This is a genomic window from Serratia silvae (genome assembly GCF_023282985.1).
GTDB lineage: Bacteria > Pseudomonadota > Gammaproteobacteria > Enterobacterales > Enterobacteriaceae > Chania > Chania silvae.
Genome location: NZ_JAGQDC010000001.1, coordinates 136,411 through 154,469, shown reverse-complemented (window position 1 = coordinate 154,469; position 18,059 = coordinate 136,411). Strand labels below are relative to the sequence as shown.

Genomic DNA, 18,059 nt, shown 5'->3' with positions numbered 1-18,059 from the left:
GCTCGCGGCATTGGTACATCACTGTGCAGCACAGTGACTCCCGGATGACCGCCCTAAAGGAAGCCTAATGGCTAAAGCTAAACTGAAATTCCGCCTGCATCGCACCGCGATTATCCTGATTTGCCTGGCGTTGCTGGTGCTATTGATGCAAGGTGCCTCCTATTTTAGCCTGAGCCACCAAATGGCGCGATCGGAACAGGTCGAGGAATTGGCACAAACCTTGACTAAGCAGGTGGCTTTTAGCCTGACTCCGCTGATGGATGACGACAGCGACATAGACAATCAGCAGGTTGAGCGCATTCTCACACAACTGACCGATCACAGCCGCATTCTGGACGCCAGCGTCTACCAGTTGAACGGCACCCAGATCGCCCATGCCGGCGAGCAGATTAGCGTGCGCGATCGCCTGGCGATGGATGGCAAACGTGCGGGCAGCTACTTCAACCACCAGCTTGTCGAGTCAATCCAGGGCAAAGATGGCCCATTGGGCTTTATCCGCGTCACGCTGGATACCCACGTACTGGCTACCGAATCCAAACAGGTGGATAACACTACCAACCTGCTACGCCTGATGATCCTGCTGGCGCTGGCCATCGGCATCATTCTGGCTCGCACCCTGCTGCAAGGCCGCCGCAGCCGCTGGCAGCAGTCGCCGTACCTGCTAACCGCCAACACACCACTGGCAGAAGGTAACACGGTAGACGATGGTGATGACGAGAAACCGGCAGAGCAGGAAGAGACAAAGAAAAGCTGATGGTGTTCCAAGAAGTGACAATTTCATGTTCGGCCGTAGGAGCGCTGCATGCTGCGCCCGTTCAGATGACCCATGGGTTAGCAACGTAGCTAGTCGGCTGATAAATAGATTGGCGAATAGATAAAATGGGGCGCAGCGTGCTGCGCCCTTGAGGTCATTACGCTTTGTCGCCCAGCAGGACAGATTCCAGCGCGATAACGATCATCTCGTTAAAGGTGGTCTGACGCTCGGCAGCGGTGGTCTGCTCATGAGTCAGGATATGATCGGATACGGTGCAGATGGTCAGCGCCTTGCAACCAAACTCTTCATACAGCTCTGCGGCCACGCCGTAGATGCCTGCCGCTTCCATCTCTACGCCCAGGATGCCGTACTTCTTCATCACCTGGAACATATCCGGATCTGGCGTGTAGAACAGATCGGCGGAGAAGATGTTACCTACGCGTGCAGGGATGCCCTGCGCAGCCGCAGCGTCTACCGCATTACGCACCATGTCAAAATCCGCAATGGCCGCGTAGTCGTGGCCTTTGAAACGCATACGATTGACCTGGGAATCGGTACAAGCCCCCATGCCGATCACCACATCACGCAGTTTGACGTCATCACGCACCGCGCCACAAGAGCCGACACGGATGATTTTCTTCACGCCGAACTCGGCAATCAGTTCACGCGCATAGATAGAGCAGGATGGGATGCCCATGCCGTGGCCCATCACCGAGATTTTACGGCCTTTGTAGGTACCGGTGAAACCCAACATGCCACGCACGTTGTTAACTTCTACCGCGCCTTCCAGGAAGGTTTCTGCGATGTATTTCGCCCGCAGCGGATCCCCCGGCATCAGCACTACGTCAGCGAAATCACCCATCTCAGCATTAATATGTGGCGTAGCCATAATCTATCCCCCAATTCATGGAAAAAAAGACGCTGGCGTGAAGGCCAGCGTCATTAAAAGCGATATTAAAGCATGGATTTGCCGTAATCCATCGGCGACACGCCAAAATAGCTGGCGACGGTCTGGCCAATGTCGGCGAAGGTTTCGCGATGCCCCAGCGAGCCTGGTTTGACTTTCGGGCCATAGACCAGAACCGGGATATGCTCACGGGTGTGGTCGGAGCCAGGCCAGGTCGGGTCACAGCCGTGGTCAGCGGTGAAGATGATGATGTCATCCCCTTTCACCAGCTTCAGCAGCTCTGGCAGGCGGCGGTCAAATAATTCCAGCGCGGCAGCATAGCCAGCCACGTCACGGCGGTGGCCGTAGGAAGAGTCGAAATCAACAAAGTTGGTGAACACGATGGTGTTGTCACCCGCTTTTTCCATCTCAACCAAAGTGGCATCGAACAGGGCGTCGATCCCGGTAGCTTTCACCTTCTGGGTGATCCCCACGTTGGCATAGATATCGGCAATCTTACCGATGGAAACCACTTCGCCACCCTTCTCATCAACCAGCTTTTTCAGCACGGTTGGAGCTGGGGGTTCCACGGCCAGATCGTGACGATTACCGGTACGCTGGAATTCACCAGGCTTATTACCCAGGAACGGACGGGCAATCACACGACCGATATTGTAGCCACCTTCGGTCAACTCTTCACGAGCAATCTCACACAGCTCGTACAGGCGATCCAGGCCGAAAGTCTCTTCATGACAGGCAATCTGGAACACCGAGTCCGCAGAGGTGTAGAAAATCGGCTTACCGGTTTTCATATGCTCTTCACCCAGTTGATCCAGGATCACTGTGCCGGATGAATGGCAGTTACCGAGATAGCCCGGCAGGTTGGCACGCGCCACCAGCTTATCCAGCAGTTCCTGCGGGAAGCTGTTGTGTTCGTCCGAGAAGTAGCCCCAGTCGAACAATACCGGCACACCAGCAATTTCCCAGTGGCCTGATGGCGTATCCTTACCGGAGGAAAGCTCGCTGGCATGGCCGTAAGCACCGATGATTTCAGCGTTTTTATCCAAGCCTTCCGGGAACTTTCCGGTGGATTCTTCCGCCGCTTTGCCCAGGCCCAGACGGCTCAGGTTTGGCAGAGTCAGCGGGCCGCTACGGCCCACGTTGGCTTCGCCGCGCGCACAGGCAGCAGCAATATGGCCAAGCGTATCGGAACCTTCATCGCCAAAGCTTTTGGCATCTTCACTCGCGCCAATGCCGAATGAGTCTAATACCATAATAAACGTACGTTTCATCATACTCTCCTGCGTATTCACGCTGATACCCTGCGTCTTTCAAGCTACAGCGTTGTTGGCTGCGTGCGCTCACCCCAGTCACTTACTTAAGTAAGCTCCTGGGGTGAGCGCACTTTCCGCCTAGCTGTAGCTCGAAATCCATTGGGTATAAACAGTCACAAAATTCAAAACTGCCATTGAACGTTTAAAAAATGTTATTGAGAGATGCGTTTGTAGACCACCGGCGTAACTTCTGGCGCTTTGTCGCCCAGTACCATCGCGCCGCGTACCGCATCTGCCGCCTGCTGCCAGCTCTCTTCGTCGTTGGCATGGATCACTGCTAACGGACGCTGGGTATCGACAGTGTCGCCCAGACGAGCCATATCGGTCAGGCCCACGCTGTAATCGATGCTATCGGTCGCGCGACGGCGGCCACCGCCCAGTGACACCACCGCCATACCCAGTGCACGGGTATCCATCGCAGTAATGATACCTGGTTTTTCGGCATAAACCGGCTTGGTTAACGTCGCGGCTGGCAAATAGCTGTCGTAACGCTCGATAAAATCGGTTGGGCCTTTCTGCGCCGCCACCATGCGGCCAAAGATCTCCGCCGCTTTACCGTTATCCAGCACCGCCTGCAGTTTGGCGCGCGCGTCAGCGTCGTCGGTGGCCAGACCACCAGACAGCAACATTTCCACGCTCAGCGCCATGGTCACTTCCAGCAGACGCGGATTGCGATACTCCCCGGTCAGGAAGCGTACCGCTTCACGTACTTCGACCGCATTACCTGCGCTGGAAGCCAGCACCTGGTTCATATCGGTCAGCAGCGCGGTCGTCTTGCAACCGGCACCGTTGGCAACACCCACGATCGCCTGCGCCAGGTCGTCGGACAACTGGTAGGTCGGCATAAAGGCACCGCTGCCAACTTTCACGTCCATAACCAGCGCATCCAACCCTTCGGCCAGTTTCTTCGCCAGAATCGAGCCGGTGATCAGCGGAATGGAGTCGACGGTAGCCGTGATGTCGCGCGTCGCGTAGAAACGCTTGTCTGCCGGAGCCAGTGAGCTGGTCTGGCCGATAATCGCCACGCCAACGTCTTTGATGATCTTACGGAACGCATTGTCGTCCGGGAAAATATCAAAACCCGGGATCGCTTCCAGCTTGTCCAGCGTACCACCGGTGTGGCCCAGGCCACGACCTGAAATCATCGGCACATAGCCGCCACAGGCTGCCACCATCGGGCCAAGCATCAGCGAAGTCACGTCGCCCACGCCGCCGGTGGAGTGTTTATCCACAATCGGGCCGTTCAGCGACAGGCTTTTCCAATCCAGCACCGTGCCGGAATCACGCATTGCCATGGTGAGAGCTACACGCTCTGGCATCGTCATGTCGTGGAAATAGATGGTCATCGCCAGCGCGGCAATCTGCCCTTCTGACACCACGTTGTCACGAATGCCATTAATGAAGAAGCGGATCTCGGCTTCGCTCAACGGTTGCCCGTCACGTTTTTTACGGATTATTTCTTGTGCCAAGAACAAAGTGGCCCCCTGTTTTAGCTGATATTTGGATGACTCGACATACCACCGGGAAACGTTATCAACGTTGTCGCGCCCGAAAGAAAGCAGTATGCCGCAAGATACCCAATGGATTTCAAGTTGTAGCTAGGCGGTAAGAACGTAAATCCCCAGGAGCTTATACATCATAAGTGACTGGGGTTTACGTTCGCAGCCAACAACGCTACGGCTTGAAAGACGAAGGGTATGAAAATCAGTAACCGTTGCCAGAGGCTTGGGTGCTATGCCCCAGCGTAGTCAGCAGGCTGGCTAACAGGCTTGACGCGCCAAAGCGGAAGTGGCGCGCATCGGCCCAGCCTTCCCCCAACAGACGTTCGGCAAGTTGCAGATACTGTTGTGCATCTTCTGCGGTACGCACGCCACCAGCTGGCTTGAAGCCAACGGTTTTGCCTACGCCCATATCACGGATCACGGTCATCATCAGCTCTGCGCTTTCCAGCGTGGCGTTGACCGGTACCTTACCGGTAGAGGTCTTGATAAAATCAGCCCCGGCCTTGATGGAGATCTCGGATGCTTTACGGATCAGTTCCGCCTGCTTCAGCTCACCGGTTTCGATGATCACTTTCAGCAGCACGTTGGCAGCGGCGCAGGCCTGCTTGCACTGTTTGACCAGTTCAAAGCCCACGCTTTCGTTACCGGCCATCAGGGCACGGTAAGGGAATACCACGTCAACTTCATCGGCACCGTAGGCGATGGCCGCACGGGTTTCCGCCACGGCGATGTCGATATCATCATTGCCATGCGGGAAGTTGGTGACGGTGGCGATACGGATATCTGGCGTCCCCTGCTCACGCAGCGTTTTGCGGGCAATCGGGATAAAACGCGGATAGATGCAGATGGCGGCAGTATGGCCTGCCGGGCTGTTCGCCTGACGACACAACGCGATCACTTTCTCGTCGGTATCATCTTCGTTCAGCGTGGTTAAATCCATCAGGTTCAGCGCGCGTTGCGCTGCTGCGGTTAATTCGGTCATAAAACTCTCCAACTGAGCATTCTGATGTTGGCGAGCGGACTTGGTTCCTTGAAGATAGCGCGCGGGACAGTCTTCCCACGCCAGCAACTGAGATCCTTCTCACCGCACATAGCCCTTCGATTGCGAATAGCCAGCGATCGCTATTTGAACACGATCACTCTGGCATATTTGTGTTCTGATTCACACTACACACGATAGCACTGTAACAGGACTGAATTATATGTGAAGATCATCACAAAATAACGCGATATTGTTCACAAATTCACTAAAGAGAAGGCGGTCATCAGGAAAATGCCCACTTTGCGGGCAACCAGGCCCCTGCTGGAGCCTGGTTTGATGCCAAGTATAGCTTACAACGCCAAGAAGAATCCGGCGATGGTGGCACTCATCAGGTTGGATAAGGTACCGGCCGCCACCGCTTTCAAACCGAAACGGGCAATATCGTGACGACGGCCCGGTGCCATACTGCCCAGCCCGCCCAACAGGATCGCCACGGAAGAGAGGTTGGCAAACCCGCACAGCGCAAAGGAGATGATCGCCTTGGTGTGCTGTGACAACACCTGTAGCCCCTCAGCGGCTACCACGTCATCTGGACGCAGGTAAGCACCAAAGTTCATGTAAGCCACGAATTCATTCACGATCACCTTCTGGCCGATAAACGAACCGGCCACCATGGCTTCACTCCAAGGCACGCCGATCAGGAAGGCGATGGGCGAGAACACCCAGCCCAGGATCAGCTCTAGTGACAGCTGCGGGAAATCGAACCAGCCACCAATACCGCCAAGAATACCGTTAAGCAGCGCGATCAGAGCGATAAATGCCAACAGCATCGCCCCCACATTCAAGGCCAGTTGCATACCAGATGCCGCACCCGAGGCAGCGGCATCAATGACGTTGGCCGGGCGATCGTCTTCGGCGATCAGCTTCATCGCATCGGCTCGGTCTTGAGTATTTTCGGTTTCCGGCACCATCAGTTTGGCAAACAACAGCCCACCCGGCGCGGCCATAAAGGAAGCGGCGATCAGATATTCCAACGGCACCCCCATCTGGGCATAGCCCGCCAGCACGGAACCGGCTACCGAAGCCAGGCCACCGCACATCACGGCAAACAGCTCCGACTGGGTCATAGTGGCGATATAAGGGCGTACCACCAGCGGCGCTTCGGTCTGGCCCACAAAAATATTGGCCGTGGCTGACAGCGATTCGGTACGCGAGGTACCTAACAATTTATGCAAACCACCGCCGAGGAGCTTGATCACCACCTGCATGATGCCCAGATAGTAGAGCACCGCAATCAGCGAGGAGAAGAACACAATCACCGGTAACACGCGCAGTGCGAACACAAAGCCGCCACCGCCGAACACTTCAAACATTTTGTCGGAGACCAGGCCACCGAAAATGAAAGAGATGCCCTCGTTACCGTAAGCGATGACGTTTGCCACCCCTTCCGACATGCCACCAAGAATACGGCGCCCGACAGGGACATAGAGCACCAGCGCACCAATGCCAATCTGGATGATAAACGCGCCGAGTACGGTACGCAGTTTAATAGCGCGCCGGTTGCTGGAAAGCAGCACCGCAATGGCGATCAAGACCACCATACCGACCAGGCTCATGAAGAGTTGCATACGAGTATGTCCCTGTTGCGAAGAAGAAATGCCCCCGGCCCGCTGGATGAAACGGGTTGCTCAAGGGCGATAATGGGACGCAATTATACTGAGCGAGGCGGGATGAGACTCGTTTTATGTCACAAATATATACAAGTGGAAGTAACTGAAAATCACAAAACGTGACGAAAATCACATATAAAGTTAGGCATATGGATCTAATGCAAACAGGGATTGGCTATTTTGTTGTAGCTGTTCGGCAATGTCGTCCGCAGATTCAGGCCGCAGTTGGCAAAGTACCTTAAACACCTCCGCAGCCCGTTCGGGCCGGTTCGGCTGCCCTTGATAACCCGCCAACGGCATATCCGGCGCATCGGTTTCCAGCAACAACGAGGTCAACGGCAACTGCGCCATCACCTGGCGGGTCTTCTGCGCCCGTTCATAGCTGATCGTGCCACCAACGCCGATGTAATATCCCAGGCGAATAAAAGCCTGCGCCTGGGCCAGACTGCCAGCAAAACCATGCACCACGCCACAGCGCGGTACCTCGGTACGACGCAATGCAGCAGCCAGCTGATCGTGACTACGACGGGAATGCAGGATCACCGGCAGATCATACTGCTTTGCCAGCTTCAGCTGTGCCTTGAGCAACGCCTGTTGGCGTTCAAACTGCGGCTCTGCCATATACAGATCCAACCCAATCTCCCCCACAGCCACCAGCTTCTGCGGCTTGCTCGCCAGGAAGCCGGCCAGTTGTTCAAGCTGTTCATCATGGTGCTGGGCGATATACAGCGGATGTAGGCCCAGTGCAGCGAACAGCGGGGTATGTTCGCGCGCCAGTTTGAGAATGCGTACAAAGCGATCGGCCGTTACCGCAGGCACTATAATTTGCTGCACCCCGGCTTGGGCGGCCACTGCCAGGCTCGCCGCTTCATTACCGCTAAAAGGGGGGAAATCAAAGTGGCAATGAGTATCGACAAAGGCGTAACTCACCGCACTTCTCCATCACCAGGAGTGACCTCACCTGGCAGGATGATTTTTGGCGTAACTTCAGGCTGCACAGAATGGCTGTGCGGGTTAAGCACATCGGTAATAATCGGCGACGGCATCCGCACTGTTTCCGGTTGGAGCAAACGACGTGATAGCGACTTTTTCACCTTAATGCCATCACTCTTTTCCTGCTCCAGCAGCCAATGGCCTACCGTCGCCAGGAAATAGCGCCCACAACGGCGCCCCAGATGATAATCGCGATTCAGTGCGGGCAAACGGCTGCCGAGCGCATTGCTCGCCAGCGGCTTAGGCGGGAATATTTCGAAGATGCGCAGTTTGCCGGGCGGTTTTTCAATAAATTGCTGGATGCGCAAATAGCTCTGCTCATGATGCTGCAACACCCGCACCATTTGCTGCAGGCTGCTTTCCCCCAGCCAGTGCTCCATGCGTTTCATCCACTTCGGCGTGTAAACCATCTGTGAAGGCACGGTGCGGATCACCACGATGGTATCCGCCCCACGGCGATAGGCTTCTTCCACGGGGATGGCATCGCTGATGCCGCCATCCTGATAGCTGATGCCATCCAGCTCTACGCCCATACGGTAAAAACCGGGGATAGCGCTGGAAGCCTTGATGGCTGGTAACCAGCTATCCCGCACCGCAGGCAGATAAACCGGCGCAAAGTCATCGCTGCGGCAGGCACACACCAGAAATTCACGGCCATCAATCAGCTGCTTTTCCGCCACATCAAAAGCCAGCGGCAGCTGTTGTGAGGTAATATCCAATAACCAATCGAGATCAATAAGATGCCCACCACGCACAAAGCGCAACGGGTTGAAGAAATTGGCAGAGGTGGTGTAGCGGGTGATCACCCGCCGTGCGTAGCCCATCTGACCACAAATAAAAGCCGAGAGGTTCTGCGCGCCAGCAGAGGTGCCAATCATCAGATCAAAAGGGTTAAAGCGGGCGCGCTGGAATTCATCCAGTACACCGGCGGTAAAGATACCGCGCTGTCCGCCGCCCTCACACACCAGCGCCATTTTACCGGGCCGGTATGGTTTATACGCCAGGGGTTCTATATTACCGAGCGTGATGGGTATTCTATATCCCAAACCCGTATCCTCAATATGACCGTTTCCCCGAGGATACCTCTTCTTGCTCTCTTCCGTAATCTTCTTGTAATACGCCAGAGAGGCAGTCATTGCTCCCAGCCAGCCACAGGCCGTCATTGCCGGAAAACTCCGCCCATGCCTGCCAAACCTGGCCTTTCAGCTGTTTCCAGCGGCCAACAATGATGTCGCTGTTCATGAACTGCCTCCTGGCATTGAGGAAAGGAATCAAGCTTTGTTACAGTTTAGAGAGACGCTAAGGGCGCCGACGGCCAGTAAACAGGCTGACCAGGAACAGGATGATCCCAACCACGAACACCACTTTGGCAGCCCAGGCAGCAGTACCTGCCAACGAACCAAAACCCAGTGCTGCGGCGATCAATGCAATAACTAAAAAAATAATGCCCCATCGAAACATAAGCCTCTCCTTACCATGGTGATAAAAAATTTCGCGTTCGGCTCGCCCCTGCTGGGTGCGGCTTAAAACTGCGGGTTATTCTATTTCTGGTGGTACATCCCAGGCATCCGCCTGGGATTCTAGCTTACTGTTACTGATGATTACGGTTTTACTGCCAGATCGTTCTTGACGCTTTTCACGCCATCAATGGCTTTGGCAATACTTTCGGCACGGTCAGACTGCGCCTGGGTTTTCACCTCACCGGAAAGCTGCACCACACCATCGGTGGTTTCTACTTTCACGTTGCGTGAAGGCACGATGTCATCGGCCAGCAGTTTAGCTTTCAGTTCGCTGGTAGTCGCGGTGTCACCAGCATAAGATTTCACCGACTGGGTCGCTTTATCTTTCACGTGCAGCTTATCGCTGACGGATTTGACCCCTTCCACCTGGCCCGCGACTTTAACCGCTTGCTCAGCCTGAGCCTGAGTAGCGACAAAACCGCTCAACGTCACCACACCCTTTTCGGTTTCCACCGAGATGTCGGTACTTTTGATGGCTTTATCGTCAACCAGCGCACTTTTAACTTTAGCCGTTATGCCGCTGTCATCCATATAGCTGTCGACTTTTTTCATGGAGCTATCGATTTTGGCACCAGTACTATCAACTACGCCGGATGCTTTGTTCATCAAGGTCTCTTCAGCCAGGGCCGAACCACTAACCAGTACCGAACCCAAAACGACTGCCATCAGCGAATGTGCAAACTTGGTATTTTTCATCGATCTCTTCCTTCTTGTTGTAGAACCCCAAACTACTGCGGGCTCTTGTGCCGCCAGATGCGGCTAACTCAAATGAATACTTCACGATCTCTATACAATCTAACGTTCACGACCGGACTATTGCTCTACGATGAACACTGCTGCAATGCCCGTGCCAAGTTAAAAACGCCGTTAAAAATCAACAACAACAAAACAACTGAGCAACAATAAAGCGCAAAACCGTCGTCTATTGGAGACAGATAGCAGTTAATTTGAGAGCCACATCACTATCTTATTGATATTGCTAAGGTAGGACTGTCTCCAATCGGCAACACTACCGAATAACTATCTAAATTATGTGGATACAATAGTGTTTTACGCTCAGTTACCGCTATGCGCCCTGATAAATATAGATCATAAGCGAAAATTTGCCGGAGAAAGAGGAAAGTCTTGTGCGGTTAGAAGCAAAAAGATCAATGAGTAAGGTTTAATAATTAGCAGGATAGGGGCATTTCCCTCTCCCCAAAAAAGGAGAAGGAACTTGTACGGTGGGAAGTCAGTATGTGTAACGACCTGACATCGAAGACTGCCCGACCTGCAATCAACGGTGTTTTTCAACCCACATTAGGCGATTCTCTCCGAGCCTGAAACCCAGATTAAATGATAATCAGCCCACATTATTTGCAAATTTGTAATGTGACGTTATTCCTCACCAACGATGAAACGGGTGGTCGCTGCCTCTGACTATTCGACTAATCCATCTCCATTTTTGTATCAGCCACCATACAACAAACACCAATCGACACCTCTCTCTCATAAGAACAAAATACTGTTTATGCATACAGCTTCATGCCGTGTGTTTTACTGGTGTGACAGCAGAAAAAATATTGAATCCGCTACAAGTTCATCAGGATACAGACGCTGTCAACCGTCAAAAAACTCGTTGTTAAGAAGGATAGTAACTATGGCTGAAGAAAAGAAAAACGCTCAGGTGCTGAACGGTATGAATGATGACATTACCGAACTGAAATCGCTGTCTACGTTGCGTAAGCGCGTCATCAGTGACGGTGAGGTCGTGTCTAAATCACCAAACGGTTTTCGCCTGGCAAACGGCAATACCGGCGTGATCCTGCGTAATGATGGGCAAGATTTTTATGCACTGACGACGCCGAGCGGTCAGGCGCAGGACGGGCAGTGGAACACCCTGCGCCCCTTCTCCTTTAACCTTTCTAACGGCAGGGTATCCCTGCGTAATGGCGTAGATGTATCAGGCGGCGCGATGGTGTCACACAATGCAGGCATCAGTGCCGTGACCACCGGCCCCGATCCCCTCATTCTTGGACAGACGTATAACGCGCCCAGTATCCAAACCAATTTTACCAGCGGCAATGTGACCACTTCCATGATGATGGGTACCCGCTTAACCCCCGGAAAAGAAGAGGTAGGTTTAATCTCCTATCGAGACTGGCAGGGGAACTGGAATGAACTTCGGGTCAGGCCCAATGCCGAGCTGTCTGTTGGGCAACTGACCAAACGCAACGCTCACGGCTGGTTTACTGCAAGCCCGCCTGAGAATGCCGATAAATCGAAAGAATCCATTACAAATGGGTTGTACTTACAAAATCCAGGTAACAAACACGTAAAAATTTATCATCACGACCATGTGAAGTACAACGAGCTGGTGATAAACGTGAGTGACGGCAACAAGAATAGCTGGTTCGTTTTCAAAGAAGACGGCTATGCCGTCACCGGCGGCGGGTGGCACAGCAGCTCAGATGCCCGAATGAAAACGGATATCGTAAAAATTGATGGTGCGCTGGATAAGCTAGGAAAAATCGGCGGGTATACCTACCTGAAACAGGGAGTGCCAGAAGCCGGGGTCATCGCCCAGGAAGTAGAAAGTGTATTACCGCAATCAGTGACCACAACTGAACTTAAGCTGAATGACGGCAGCACGCTGAAAGACGCCCGGGGGATCAATATCAATGGCGTCGTGGCTCTTTTGATTGAAGCGCTTAAAGAAGAACGTGCAGCCAGGATTGAAGACAGATGCGAGCTGGAGTCTCGATTAGCGACGTTAGAAAATAAAATATCTAATAAATAAAGCCAACTAGTTCGATGGATTCTGGCGCTGAACACTATTTACTCTAAAAAAATTAAATCGTGATTTAAATAGCAAGGAAATCAAATGGCAAGTATATCTGGCACTCCCTATTATTATATAGATGGAATCCCATATAATATTTATAATGAAATAATCATAAGTATCACAAATGGCCCTACCAATCCCATAGGAACTGTCGGGACTAGCCCCATCGCGCCACTTCCCGTCTATGTTCCATGGGGGGCAACACATGGAGGTGGCATAGCGTATGACCCGAACAAGGTGGTTTTTTACGGATTATCTGCTCTACGAGAGAGCCAGACAAAAATCAATCAAATCTTGGAGCAGGCTAGAAATGCTTATCCGCAGAATATAGAGCAAATCAGGGATGAGGCCTCCGCGTTACTTACTGACTTGAGAAGATCAGGACTCATTGATAATCCTGAAATCAATTCAGCTGCAAGAGCATTGCAGGAGGCTATTGATTCATTACAGATAAATCTCGATTTAAAAAATCAGGAAGAACAAATCGTCAATGGAAAAGTACAGGACACAGAAATCGCGTTCCTGGATTTTATGAATAACAATAAAATGTCGAACTTTATCGACAAGTCTGCTGGCATGATTGATGTCGCGATATCAACAACAGGGCCATGGTTAATCGACTTATGGAATAAAGCAGTCTCCCCCAAAATTAACGCGGAAATTGAGGAAAAAAATAAACTTGTCACGTACCTTGATTGGGTAAAAACTGTCAAGGGAGACGTGAGTGGTAAGAATAATACCTTGATTGAGATAAAAAATAGGGTAGAAGCAGAAATCAGGGCAAAAGCCGAAGCAGAGGCCAAGGCAAAAGCCGAAGCCAGGGCAAAAGCAGAAGCCAAGGCAAAAGCCGAAGCAGAGGCTCGAGCAAAACTTGCAGCACTGATGGTCAAAGCTGGCATAAACCCCACACCGGTATATACGCCAGAAATGGTCAAATCGGCTCAGACCTCCTTGGCCGCTGCGGGGGCACTGGTACTGAATCGTGCCCCGGGGATGACTCAGCTATCTACTTTCGCTGAAGGTATTCTGACGGCAGGCAGTGAACTGTCGGGTTATATATCCGGTGCCGTTTGGCGGGGAGCCGTAGCACTGGCTGAGGCTGTACCTACGGTAACAGTGGGTACTGTAACAACTGTCGGGGCTCTTGTCGCAGTATTCTGGTCCGGCAAGGTTGGGGAAAGCCAGAGTGAAATTGATAAAACGCTTGGCAGGGACAGAGCCACGATGCTTGGTGTACATGCCAGCCTTATGGCCGCAGGCAAAGTCAATATTCAGCCTGAAATGACGTCGGTCAATCTACCTGTGCGTGGTTTTATCACGGTGGAGAATGGTCGGCAGTATGCCGCCTTGGTTAAAACGGGCGTAAACGCTGTTTCTGCGAAAGTGCCAGTGCTCAGGGCAGTGCGTGACGAGAAAACCGGGCTGGATAAAATCACGTTGCCAGCAGTAGGTGGGGTTCCGGCACGTACTATTCTGGTTAACCCGGTGCCGACGGGGTCAGCAGCGCCATCCCATACCGGGAACAGCTCACCGGTTCCGGCTACACCTGTGCATACCGGAACGGAAGTAAAGCAGGTTGCCAGCATTGTGACAACCACCTATCCGGCAGATGATCTCAAAGATATTCGGGATTTTATCTATTGGCAGCCTGACGCCACAGGAAGCGGTGTTGAGCCGATCTATGTGATGTTGAGTGGCCCTTATGGGGAAACCAACACCAAGGGGGAATATAGCGGCCGTGACTACCATACCGAAAAAGCAGGTGGTCCGATCCAGAACCTCGACTGGAAAGGGGCTAAGATTGACCGTGCAGGTGTGGATAAGGTGAAATTGCATGCTGGCCGGTTTGGTGAATCACCTGATAACAAGGTGATGATCGATCGTCTGGAGAAAATCCTCAAGGGGGAACTGCAAGTCACCGATACCGATAAGCGATTTTACACCCACGAAATTCGGGAATTGGAGCGTTACCGGAATCTGGGGGTTAAAGATGGGGAAATACCAGAAAACTATGATGAAGTGTGGAATAATACCCATACGGCAACTCTGGAAGACTATAAAATAAATGAAAAAAATCAACCTTTGTATACGCCTGAAGCGGAAGACGCGTATTGGAAAGCCGAGGAGGGTAAATGATGTTAGATCTTGAAGGTATTTACAAAAATGAAAGTGTAGAGGATGTTCTTTTGCATTTTGCTCCACGGACGCCCTACCCAAATATCGACCGCATGTATGTTCGCTATAAATTTGAAGTTATTGCAAACGGTGAATTGCTGCGAACTCATCAACGATTATTTAAGGAAGGAAAATTGAAAAAAACGGGTAAACCGCTGCCAGAAAAAGGCCCGAATTGGAAAGCACCCACATTCGTGACCGATAAAAAATACGGAATCGAATAACTCCCCACCGCTTTCTGATAAGTGCTTTTTGAGCAACGTCCAACAAACGAGGGTTTGTTGGACGTTTTTATGATTGTGTGTGTTTTTTGATCAAAGCTGTGATATTCGGCGTTCTTTTAATCTATCCACTTTTCTATGTTCCGATATACTGCTTTTTGGCGTGATAACGGGACACTCGCACCATGCTGATGGGATATGGTAGTTGTTGTCTGCCAGATAAGTGGCCAGTTCCGTGCTGTAGCTCCCGGTGGCCTCCATGCAGATATGACAGTCGCCAAAGCGGCTCAACAAGGCCGCGAACTCGCGGCATCCAGAAGGGGTATTGGAAAACTTTTTGGTTTTATCCTTCTGATTTTCCAGCAGTATGGCGACATCAAACTTGTGTTTGGCGATATCAACGCCGACAGGGAAATAGACAGCCGGGGTACAATCTCTCCCACGGGCTCATAGGCACTAGGGTTAGAGGGAGCTCACCGGCTATCTCCCGATGATCAGTCGGGGATCTTCTCCGCTAAGGCGGAGAAGATCAAGACATAAGGGTTAGAGTGAGGGGCAGCTAGATCAATGCTCGCGAGTTTTGCGGAACACCACCTCTGGATAGCGTTCCTGCGTCAGATTGAGGTTAACCATGGTTGGCGCGATATACGACAGGTTATTGCCGCCGTCCAACGCCAGGTTCAGCTCGCTCTTACGCTTGAACTCTTCGAATTTCTTCACGTCGTCGCACTCTACCCAACGGGCGGTAGAGACGTTCACCGATTCATACAGCGCTTCCACGTTGTATTCGCTCTTCAGACGGGCAACCACCACGTCAAACTGCAGCACGCCCACCGCACCCACGATCAGATCGTTGTTGGCAATTGGGCGGAACACCTGCACCGCGCCCTCTTCCGACAGCTGGACCAGACCCTTCAGCAACTGTTTCTGCTTGAGCGGATCGCGCAGGCGGATACGGCGGAACAGTTCTGGCGCAAAGTTTGGAATACCGGTGAACTTCATATCCTCACCCTGGGTGAAGGTATCGCCGATCTGGATGGTGCCGTGGTTGTGCAAGCCAATGATGTCGCCTGGGTAGGCTTCTTCAACGTGCGAGCGGTCACCAGCCATAAAGGTCAGCGCATCGGAGATCACCACGTCTTTGCCGGTACGTACCTGGCGTAGCTTCATCCCTTTCTCATAGCGGCCAGACACCACGCGCATAAACGCCACACGGTCACGGTGTTTAGGATCCATGTTCGCCTGGATCTTGAACACGAAGCCGGTGAATTTCTCTTCGGCAGCGACGACTTCACGGGAATCGGTTTTACGTGGCATTGGCGCAGGCGCCCAAGCCACCAGCCCATCCAGCATATGATCGACACCGAAGTTACCCAACGCGGTACCAAAGAACACCGGAGTCAGTTCGCCTGCCAGGAAGGCTTCTTGCTCAAACTCATGGGAAGCTCCTTGTACCAACTCCAGCTCATCGCGCAGTTGGGCAGCCAGATCTTCGCCTACGGCAGCGTCGAGATCCGGGTTGTTCAACCCTTTAACGATGCGCACTTCCTGAATGGTGTGGCCTTTACCGGTCTGGTACAGATAGGTTTCATCTTTATAAAGATGGTAAACCCCTTTGAACAGCTTACCGCAGCCGATCGGCCAGGTGATCGGCGAGCAAGCGATTTTCAGTTCGCGCTCAACTTCGTCCATCACTTCCATCGGATCGCGGATGTCACGGTCTAGTTTGTTCATAAAGGTCAGGATCGGCGTATCACGCAGGCGGGTAACTTCCATCAGCTTGCGGGTACGATCTTCAACGCCTTTTGCGGCGTCGATTACCATCAGGCAGCAGTCCACCGCCGTCAGGGTACGATAGGTATCTTCGGAGAAGTCTTCGTGCCCCGGGGTATCGAGCAGGTTAACCAGGCAGTCACGGTACGGGAACTGCATCACCGAGGTGGTGATCGAGATACCACGTTGTTTTTCCATCTCCATCCAGTCGGATTTGGCGTGCTGGCTGGAGCCACGGCCCTTTACCGTACCGGCGGTCTGGATAGCGTGTCCGAATAACAGCACCTTCTCGGTGATGGTGGTTTTACCCGCATCGGGGTGCGAGATAATGGCGAAAGTTCTTCTTTTCGCAACTTCGCGGGCGAATTCACTAGGAGACATGTTTTTCACGTTTCTATGGTTAGTCCGCCCTGCTCATCGTCACAACGCGCCGATCGCGGCGCCAGGCAAAGCGGTAATAAAAAGATAGTAGCCGAGTATTTTCGCTGATTTACCAACCGGTGACAATCAATGGTTTCTTCGGCACAACATAATGGCGGGCCAAACGGCTGCACCAGGGGTGGCGATAAGTCACTACCCCAGCGGCAATGCCATAACGATCGCGTCTTCGCGGCCACTGGCTGCGGGATAATAGTTGCGGCGCACCGTCACTTCATTGAAGCCAAGGTCTTCGTAGAGCGCTATCGCACCGCTGTTGGAGGCTCGAACTTCAAGCCACAGAGTGACCACTCCACGCGCTTCCAATTGCTCGATCACGGCAGTCAGCAAAGTGCGGCCAAAGCCCCGGCGCTGCCAACTTGGGTGGATGGCGATATTAAACAGCGTGGCTTCGTCCAGCACGATTTGGGTAATGGCAAAACCCGCCATTTGCCCTTCGGTTTCCAGTTTCAGGTTAAGGTAACGTTCGCCCTGATTGCTGGCTAGCGTCGCCTCCGTCCAGGGAAACGCATGGCTGGCTTGTTCAATCTTGAAGGCTGTGGCCAGATCGGCCGCTGTCAGGGTAGAAATGCTGTTCATGATGACAAATCTGCTGCCAGAGTGCGCGTTTCGCACCCGCATCTTGAGAAAGCTCGGCCAGCGCCGGGCTATGTAGCTGTGCGCCGGCCACCGCTAGCGGCTCCGTGACGCCCAACCGCCAACTGTTGCACTCGGTATCTTGCGGCAGCATCGCTACCTGATCCGGTGTCAGGCCATAGGTTTGTGCCGCTGTCAGCCCCAGGCTGCGCAGCACGTCACAAAATAGCGGGTCGTGCTGGTCTGGCAATGCCTGCGCCACCACCAGCAGGCGCACGTTCGGGGGCACGCTGACCGCCACCTCCCCCTGCAACACTCCAGGGCGGCGTAATATCCACTGCGTAATCCCCAGCTGTTGTAACAACCAGTCGCGTTTTGATGCCATGCCGATCCCCGTGTGTGACGCACCCT

The 18,059-nt window shown here is 52.9% G+C and carries 18 protein-coding genes; 4 read left to right on the top strand and 14 right to left on the bottom strand.

What is annotated here, in order from left to right; genetic code table 11:
* The first annotated feature begins 67 nt into the window (after positions 1-67).
* Positions 68-754: a YtjB family periplasmic protein gene (locus tag KAJ71_RS00710; protein WP_248943933.1), complete on the top strand. Its 687-nt coding sequence runs from the start codon at positions 68-70 to the stop codon at positions 752-754.
* A gap of 157 nt (positions 755-911) precedes the next feature.
* Here KAJ71_RS00710 and deoD read toward each other — a convergent pair whose 3' ends face one another.
* From deoD to osmY, 10 genes are all read right to left on the bottom strand, one after another.
* Positions 912-1,643, bottom strand: coding sequence for a purine-nucleoside phosphorylase (deoD, locus tag KAJ71_RS00705; protein ID WP_248943932.1), 732 nt, complete (start codon positions 1,641-1,643; stop codon positions 912-914).
* Positions 1,644-1,708: 65 nt separating this feature from the next.
* Entirely contained in the window at positions 1,709-2,932 is a 1,224-nt protein-coding gene (gene deoB / locus KAJ71_RS00700; protein ID WP_248943931.1) for a phosphopentomutase, read from the bottom strand.
* Positions 2,933-3,126: 194 nt separating this feature from the next.
* Complete coding sequence (deoA, locus tag KAJ71_RS00695) at positions 3,127-4,449, bottom strand: thymidine phosphorylase (RefSeq protein ID WP_248943930.1); 1,323 nt, start codon at positions 4,447-4,449, stop codon at positions 3,127-3,129.
* 229 nt (positions 4,450-4,678) lie between these two features.
* Entirely contained in the window at positions 4,679-5,458 is a 780-nt protein-coding gene (gene deoC / locus KAJ71_RS00690) for a deoxyribose-phosphate aldolase (RefSeq protein WP_248943929.1), read from the bottom strand.
* Between the two features lie 350 nt (positions 5,459-5,808).
* Positions 5,809-7,086, bottom strand: a complete 1,278-nt coding sequence (locus KAJ71_RS00685) for a NupC/NupG family nucleoside CNT transporter (protein WP_021179219.1) — start codon at positions 7,084-7,086, stop codon at positions 5,809-5,811.
* Between the two features lie 183 nt (positions 7,087-7,269).
* Entirely contained in the window at positions 7,270-8,058 is a 789-nt protein-coding gene (locus KAJ71_RS00680) for a TatD family hydrolase (RefSeq protein WP_248943928.1), read from the bottom strand.
* Positions 8,055-9,167 (bottom strand): patatin-like phospholipase family protein, encoded by a 1,113-nt coding sequence (locus KAJ71_RS00675; RefSeq protein WP_248943927.1) that lies wholly within the window; start codon positions 9,165-9,167, stop codon positions 8,055-8,057. The genes KAJ71_RS00680 and KAJ71_RS00675 overlap by 4 nt, the downstream gene beginning before the upstream one ends.
* Before the next feature lie 10 nt (positions 9,168-9,177).
* A complete protein-coding gene (locus tag KAJ71_RS00670) occupies positions 9,178-9,363 on the bottom strand; it encodes a CsbD family protein (protein WP_248943926.1) in 186 nt (61 codons plus the stop codon).
* A gap of 57 nt (positions 9,364-9,420) precedes the next feature.
* Complete coding sequence (locus tag KAJ71_RS00665) at positions 9,421-9,582, bottom strand: DUF1328 domain-containing protein (protein ID WP_004933089.1); 162 nt, start codon at positions 9,580-9,582, stop codon at positions 9,421-9,423.
* Positions 9,583-9,722: 140 nt separating this feature from the next.
* Complete coding sequence (gene osmY, locus KAJ71_RS00660) at positions 9,723-10,337, bottom strand: molecular chaperone OsmY (protein WP_248943925.1); 615 nt, start codon at positions 10,335-10,337, stop codon at positions 9,723-9,725.
* 943 nt (positions 10,338-11,280) lie between these two features.
* Between osmY and KAJ71_RS00655 the strand changes: the two genes are divergently transcribed.
* The 3 genes from KAJ71_RS00655 (at position 11,281) to KAJ71_RS00645 (ending at position 14,864) form a co-directional block, all read left to right on the top strand.
* On the top strand, positions 11,281-12,420 hold the full coding sequence (locus KAJ71_RS00655; protein ID WP_248943924.1) for a tail fiber domain-containing protein: 1,140 nt from the start codon (positions 11,281-11,283) through the stop codon (positions 12,418-12,420).
* 84 nt (positions 12,421-12,504) lie between these two features.
* A complete protein-coding gene (locus KAJ71_RS00650) occupies positions 12,505-14,601 on the top strand; it encodes an S-type pyocin domain-containing protein (RefSeq protein ID WP_248943923.1) in 2,097 nt (698 codons plus the stop codon).
* Positions 14,601-14,864, top strand: a complete 264-nt coding sequence (locus tag KAJ71_RS00645) for an immunity protein (protein ID WP_248944149.1) — start codon at positions 14,601-14,603, stop codon at positions 14,862-14,864. Before KAJ71_RS00650 ends, KAJ71_RS00645 begins: the two co-directional genes overlap by 1 nt.
* A gap of 90 nt (positions 14,865-14,954) precedes the next feature.
* On the opposite strand, the gene KAJ71_RS23575 is transcribed toward KAJ71_RS00645, so the two are convergent.
* The 4 genes from KAJ71_RS23575 to KAJ71_RS00630 form a co-directional block, all read right to left on the bottom strand.
* Positions 14,955-15,257, bottom strand: a complete 303-nt coding sequence (locus KAJ71_RS23575) for an IS110 family transposase (RefSeq protein ID WP_375540714.1) — start codon at positions 15,255-15,257, stop codon at positions 14,955-14,957.
* Positions 15,258-15,425: 168 nt separating this feature from the next.
* Complete coding sequence (gene prfC, locus KAJ71_RS00640) at positions 15,426-17,015, bottom strand: peptide chain release factor 3 (RefSeq protein WP_248943922.1); 1,590 nt, start codon at positions 17,013-17,015, stop codon at positions 15,426-15,428.
* A 192-nt stretch (positions 17,016-17,207) separates the two neighbouring features.
* Entirely contained in the window at positions 17,208-17,651 is a 444-nt protein-coding gene (gene rimI / locus KAJ71_RS00635) for a ribosomal protein S18-alanine N-acetyltransferase (RefSeq protein WP_248943921.1), read from the bottom strand.
* The gene (locus tag KAJ71_RS00630; RefSeq protein ID WP_248943920.1) at positions 17,596-18,033 is read right to left on the bottom strand and encodes a DNA polymerase III subunit psi; all 438 of its coding nucleotides are present in this window, start codon (positions 18,031-18,033) and stop codon (positions 17,596-17,598) included. Before KAJ71_RS00630 ends, rimI begins: the two co-directional genes overlap by 56 nt.
* Between the last annotated feature and the right edge of the window lie 26 nt (positions 18,034-18,059).

What these genes read in the sequence shown, in the direction of transcription:
- KAJ71_RS00710 (WP_248943933.1), top strand. Translation starts at nt 68, where the DNA reads ATGGCTAAAGCTAAACTGAAATTCCGCCTGCATCGCACCGCGATTATC.
- deoD (WP_248943932.1), bottom strand. Translation starts at nt 1,643, where the DNA reads ATGGCTACGCCACATATTAATGCTGAGATGGGTGATTTCGCTGACGTA.
- deoB (WP_248943931.1), bottom strand. Translation starts at nt 2,932, where the DNA reads ATGAAACGTACGTTTATTATGGTATTAGACTCATTCGGCATTGGCGCG.
- deoC (WP_248943929.1), bottom strand. Translation starts at nt 5,458, where the DNA reads ATGACCGAATTAACCGCAGCAGCGCAACGCGCGCTGAACCTGATGGAT.
- KAJ71_RS00685 (WP_021179219.1), bottom strand. Translation starts at nt 7,086, where the DNA reads ATGCAACTCTTCATGAGCCTGGTCGGTATGGTGGTCTTGATCGCCATT.
- KAJ71_RS00670 (WP_248943926.1), bottom strand. Translation starts at nt 9,363, where the DNA reads ATGAACAGCGACATCATTGTTGGCCGCTGGAAACAGCTGAAAGGCCAG.
- KAJ71_RS00665 (WP_004933089.1), bottom strand. Translation starts at nt 9,582, where the DNA reads ATGTTTCGATGGGGCATTATTTTTTTAGTTATTGCATTGATCGCCGCA.
- osmY (WP_248943925.1), bottom strand. Translation starts at nt 10,337, where the DNA reads ATGAAAAATACCAAGTTTGCACATTCGCTGATGGCAGTCGTTTTGGGT.
- KAJ71_RS00655 (WP_248943924.1), top strand. Translation starts at nt 11,281, where the DNA reads ATGGCTGAAGAAAAGAAAAACGCTCAGGTGCTGAACGGTATGAATGAT.
- KAJ71_RS00650 (WP_248943923.1), top strand. Translation starts at nt 12,505, where the DNA reads ATGGCAAGTATATCTGGCACTCCCTATTATTATATAGATGGAATCCCA.
- KAJ71_RS00645 (WP_248944149.1), top strand. Translation starts at nt 14,601, where the DNA reads ATGTTAGATCTTGAAGGTATTTACAAAAATGAAAGTGTAGAGGATGTT.
- prfC (WP_248943922.1), bottom strand. Translation starts at nt 17,015, where the DNA reads ATGTCTCCTAGTGAATTCGCCCGCGAAGTTGCGAAAAGAAGAACTTTC.
- rimI (WP_248943921.1), bottom strand. Translation starts at nt 17,651, where the DNA reads ATGAACAGCATTTCTACCCTGACAGCGGCCGATCTGGCCACAGCCTTC.
- KAJ71_RS00630 (WP_248943920.1), bottom strand. Translation starts at nt 18,033, where the DNA reads ATGGCATCAAAACGCGACTGGTTGTTACAACAGCTGGGGATTACGCAG.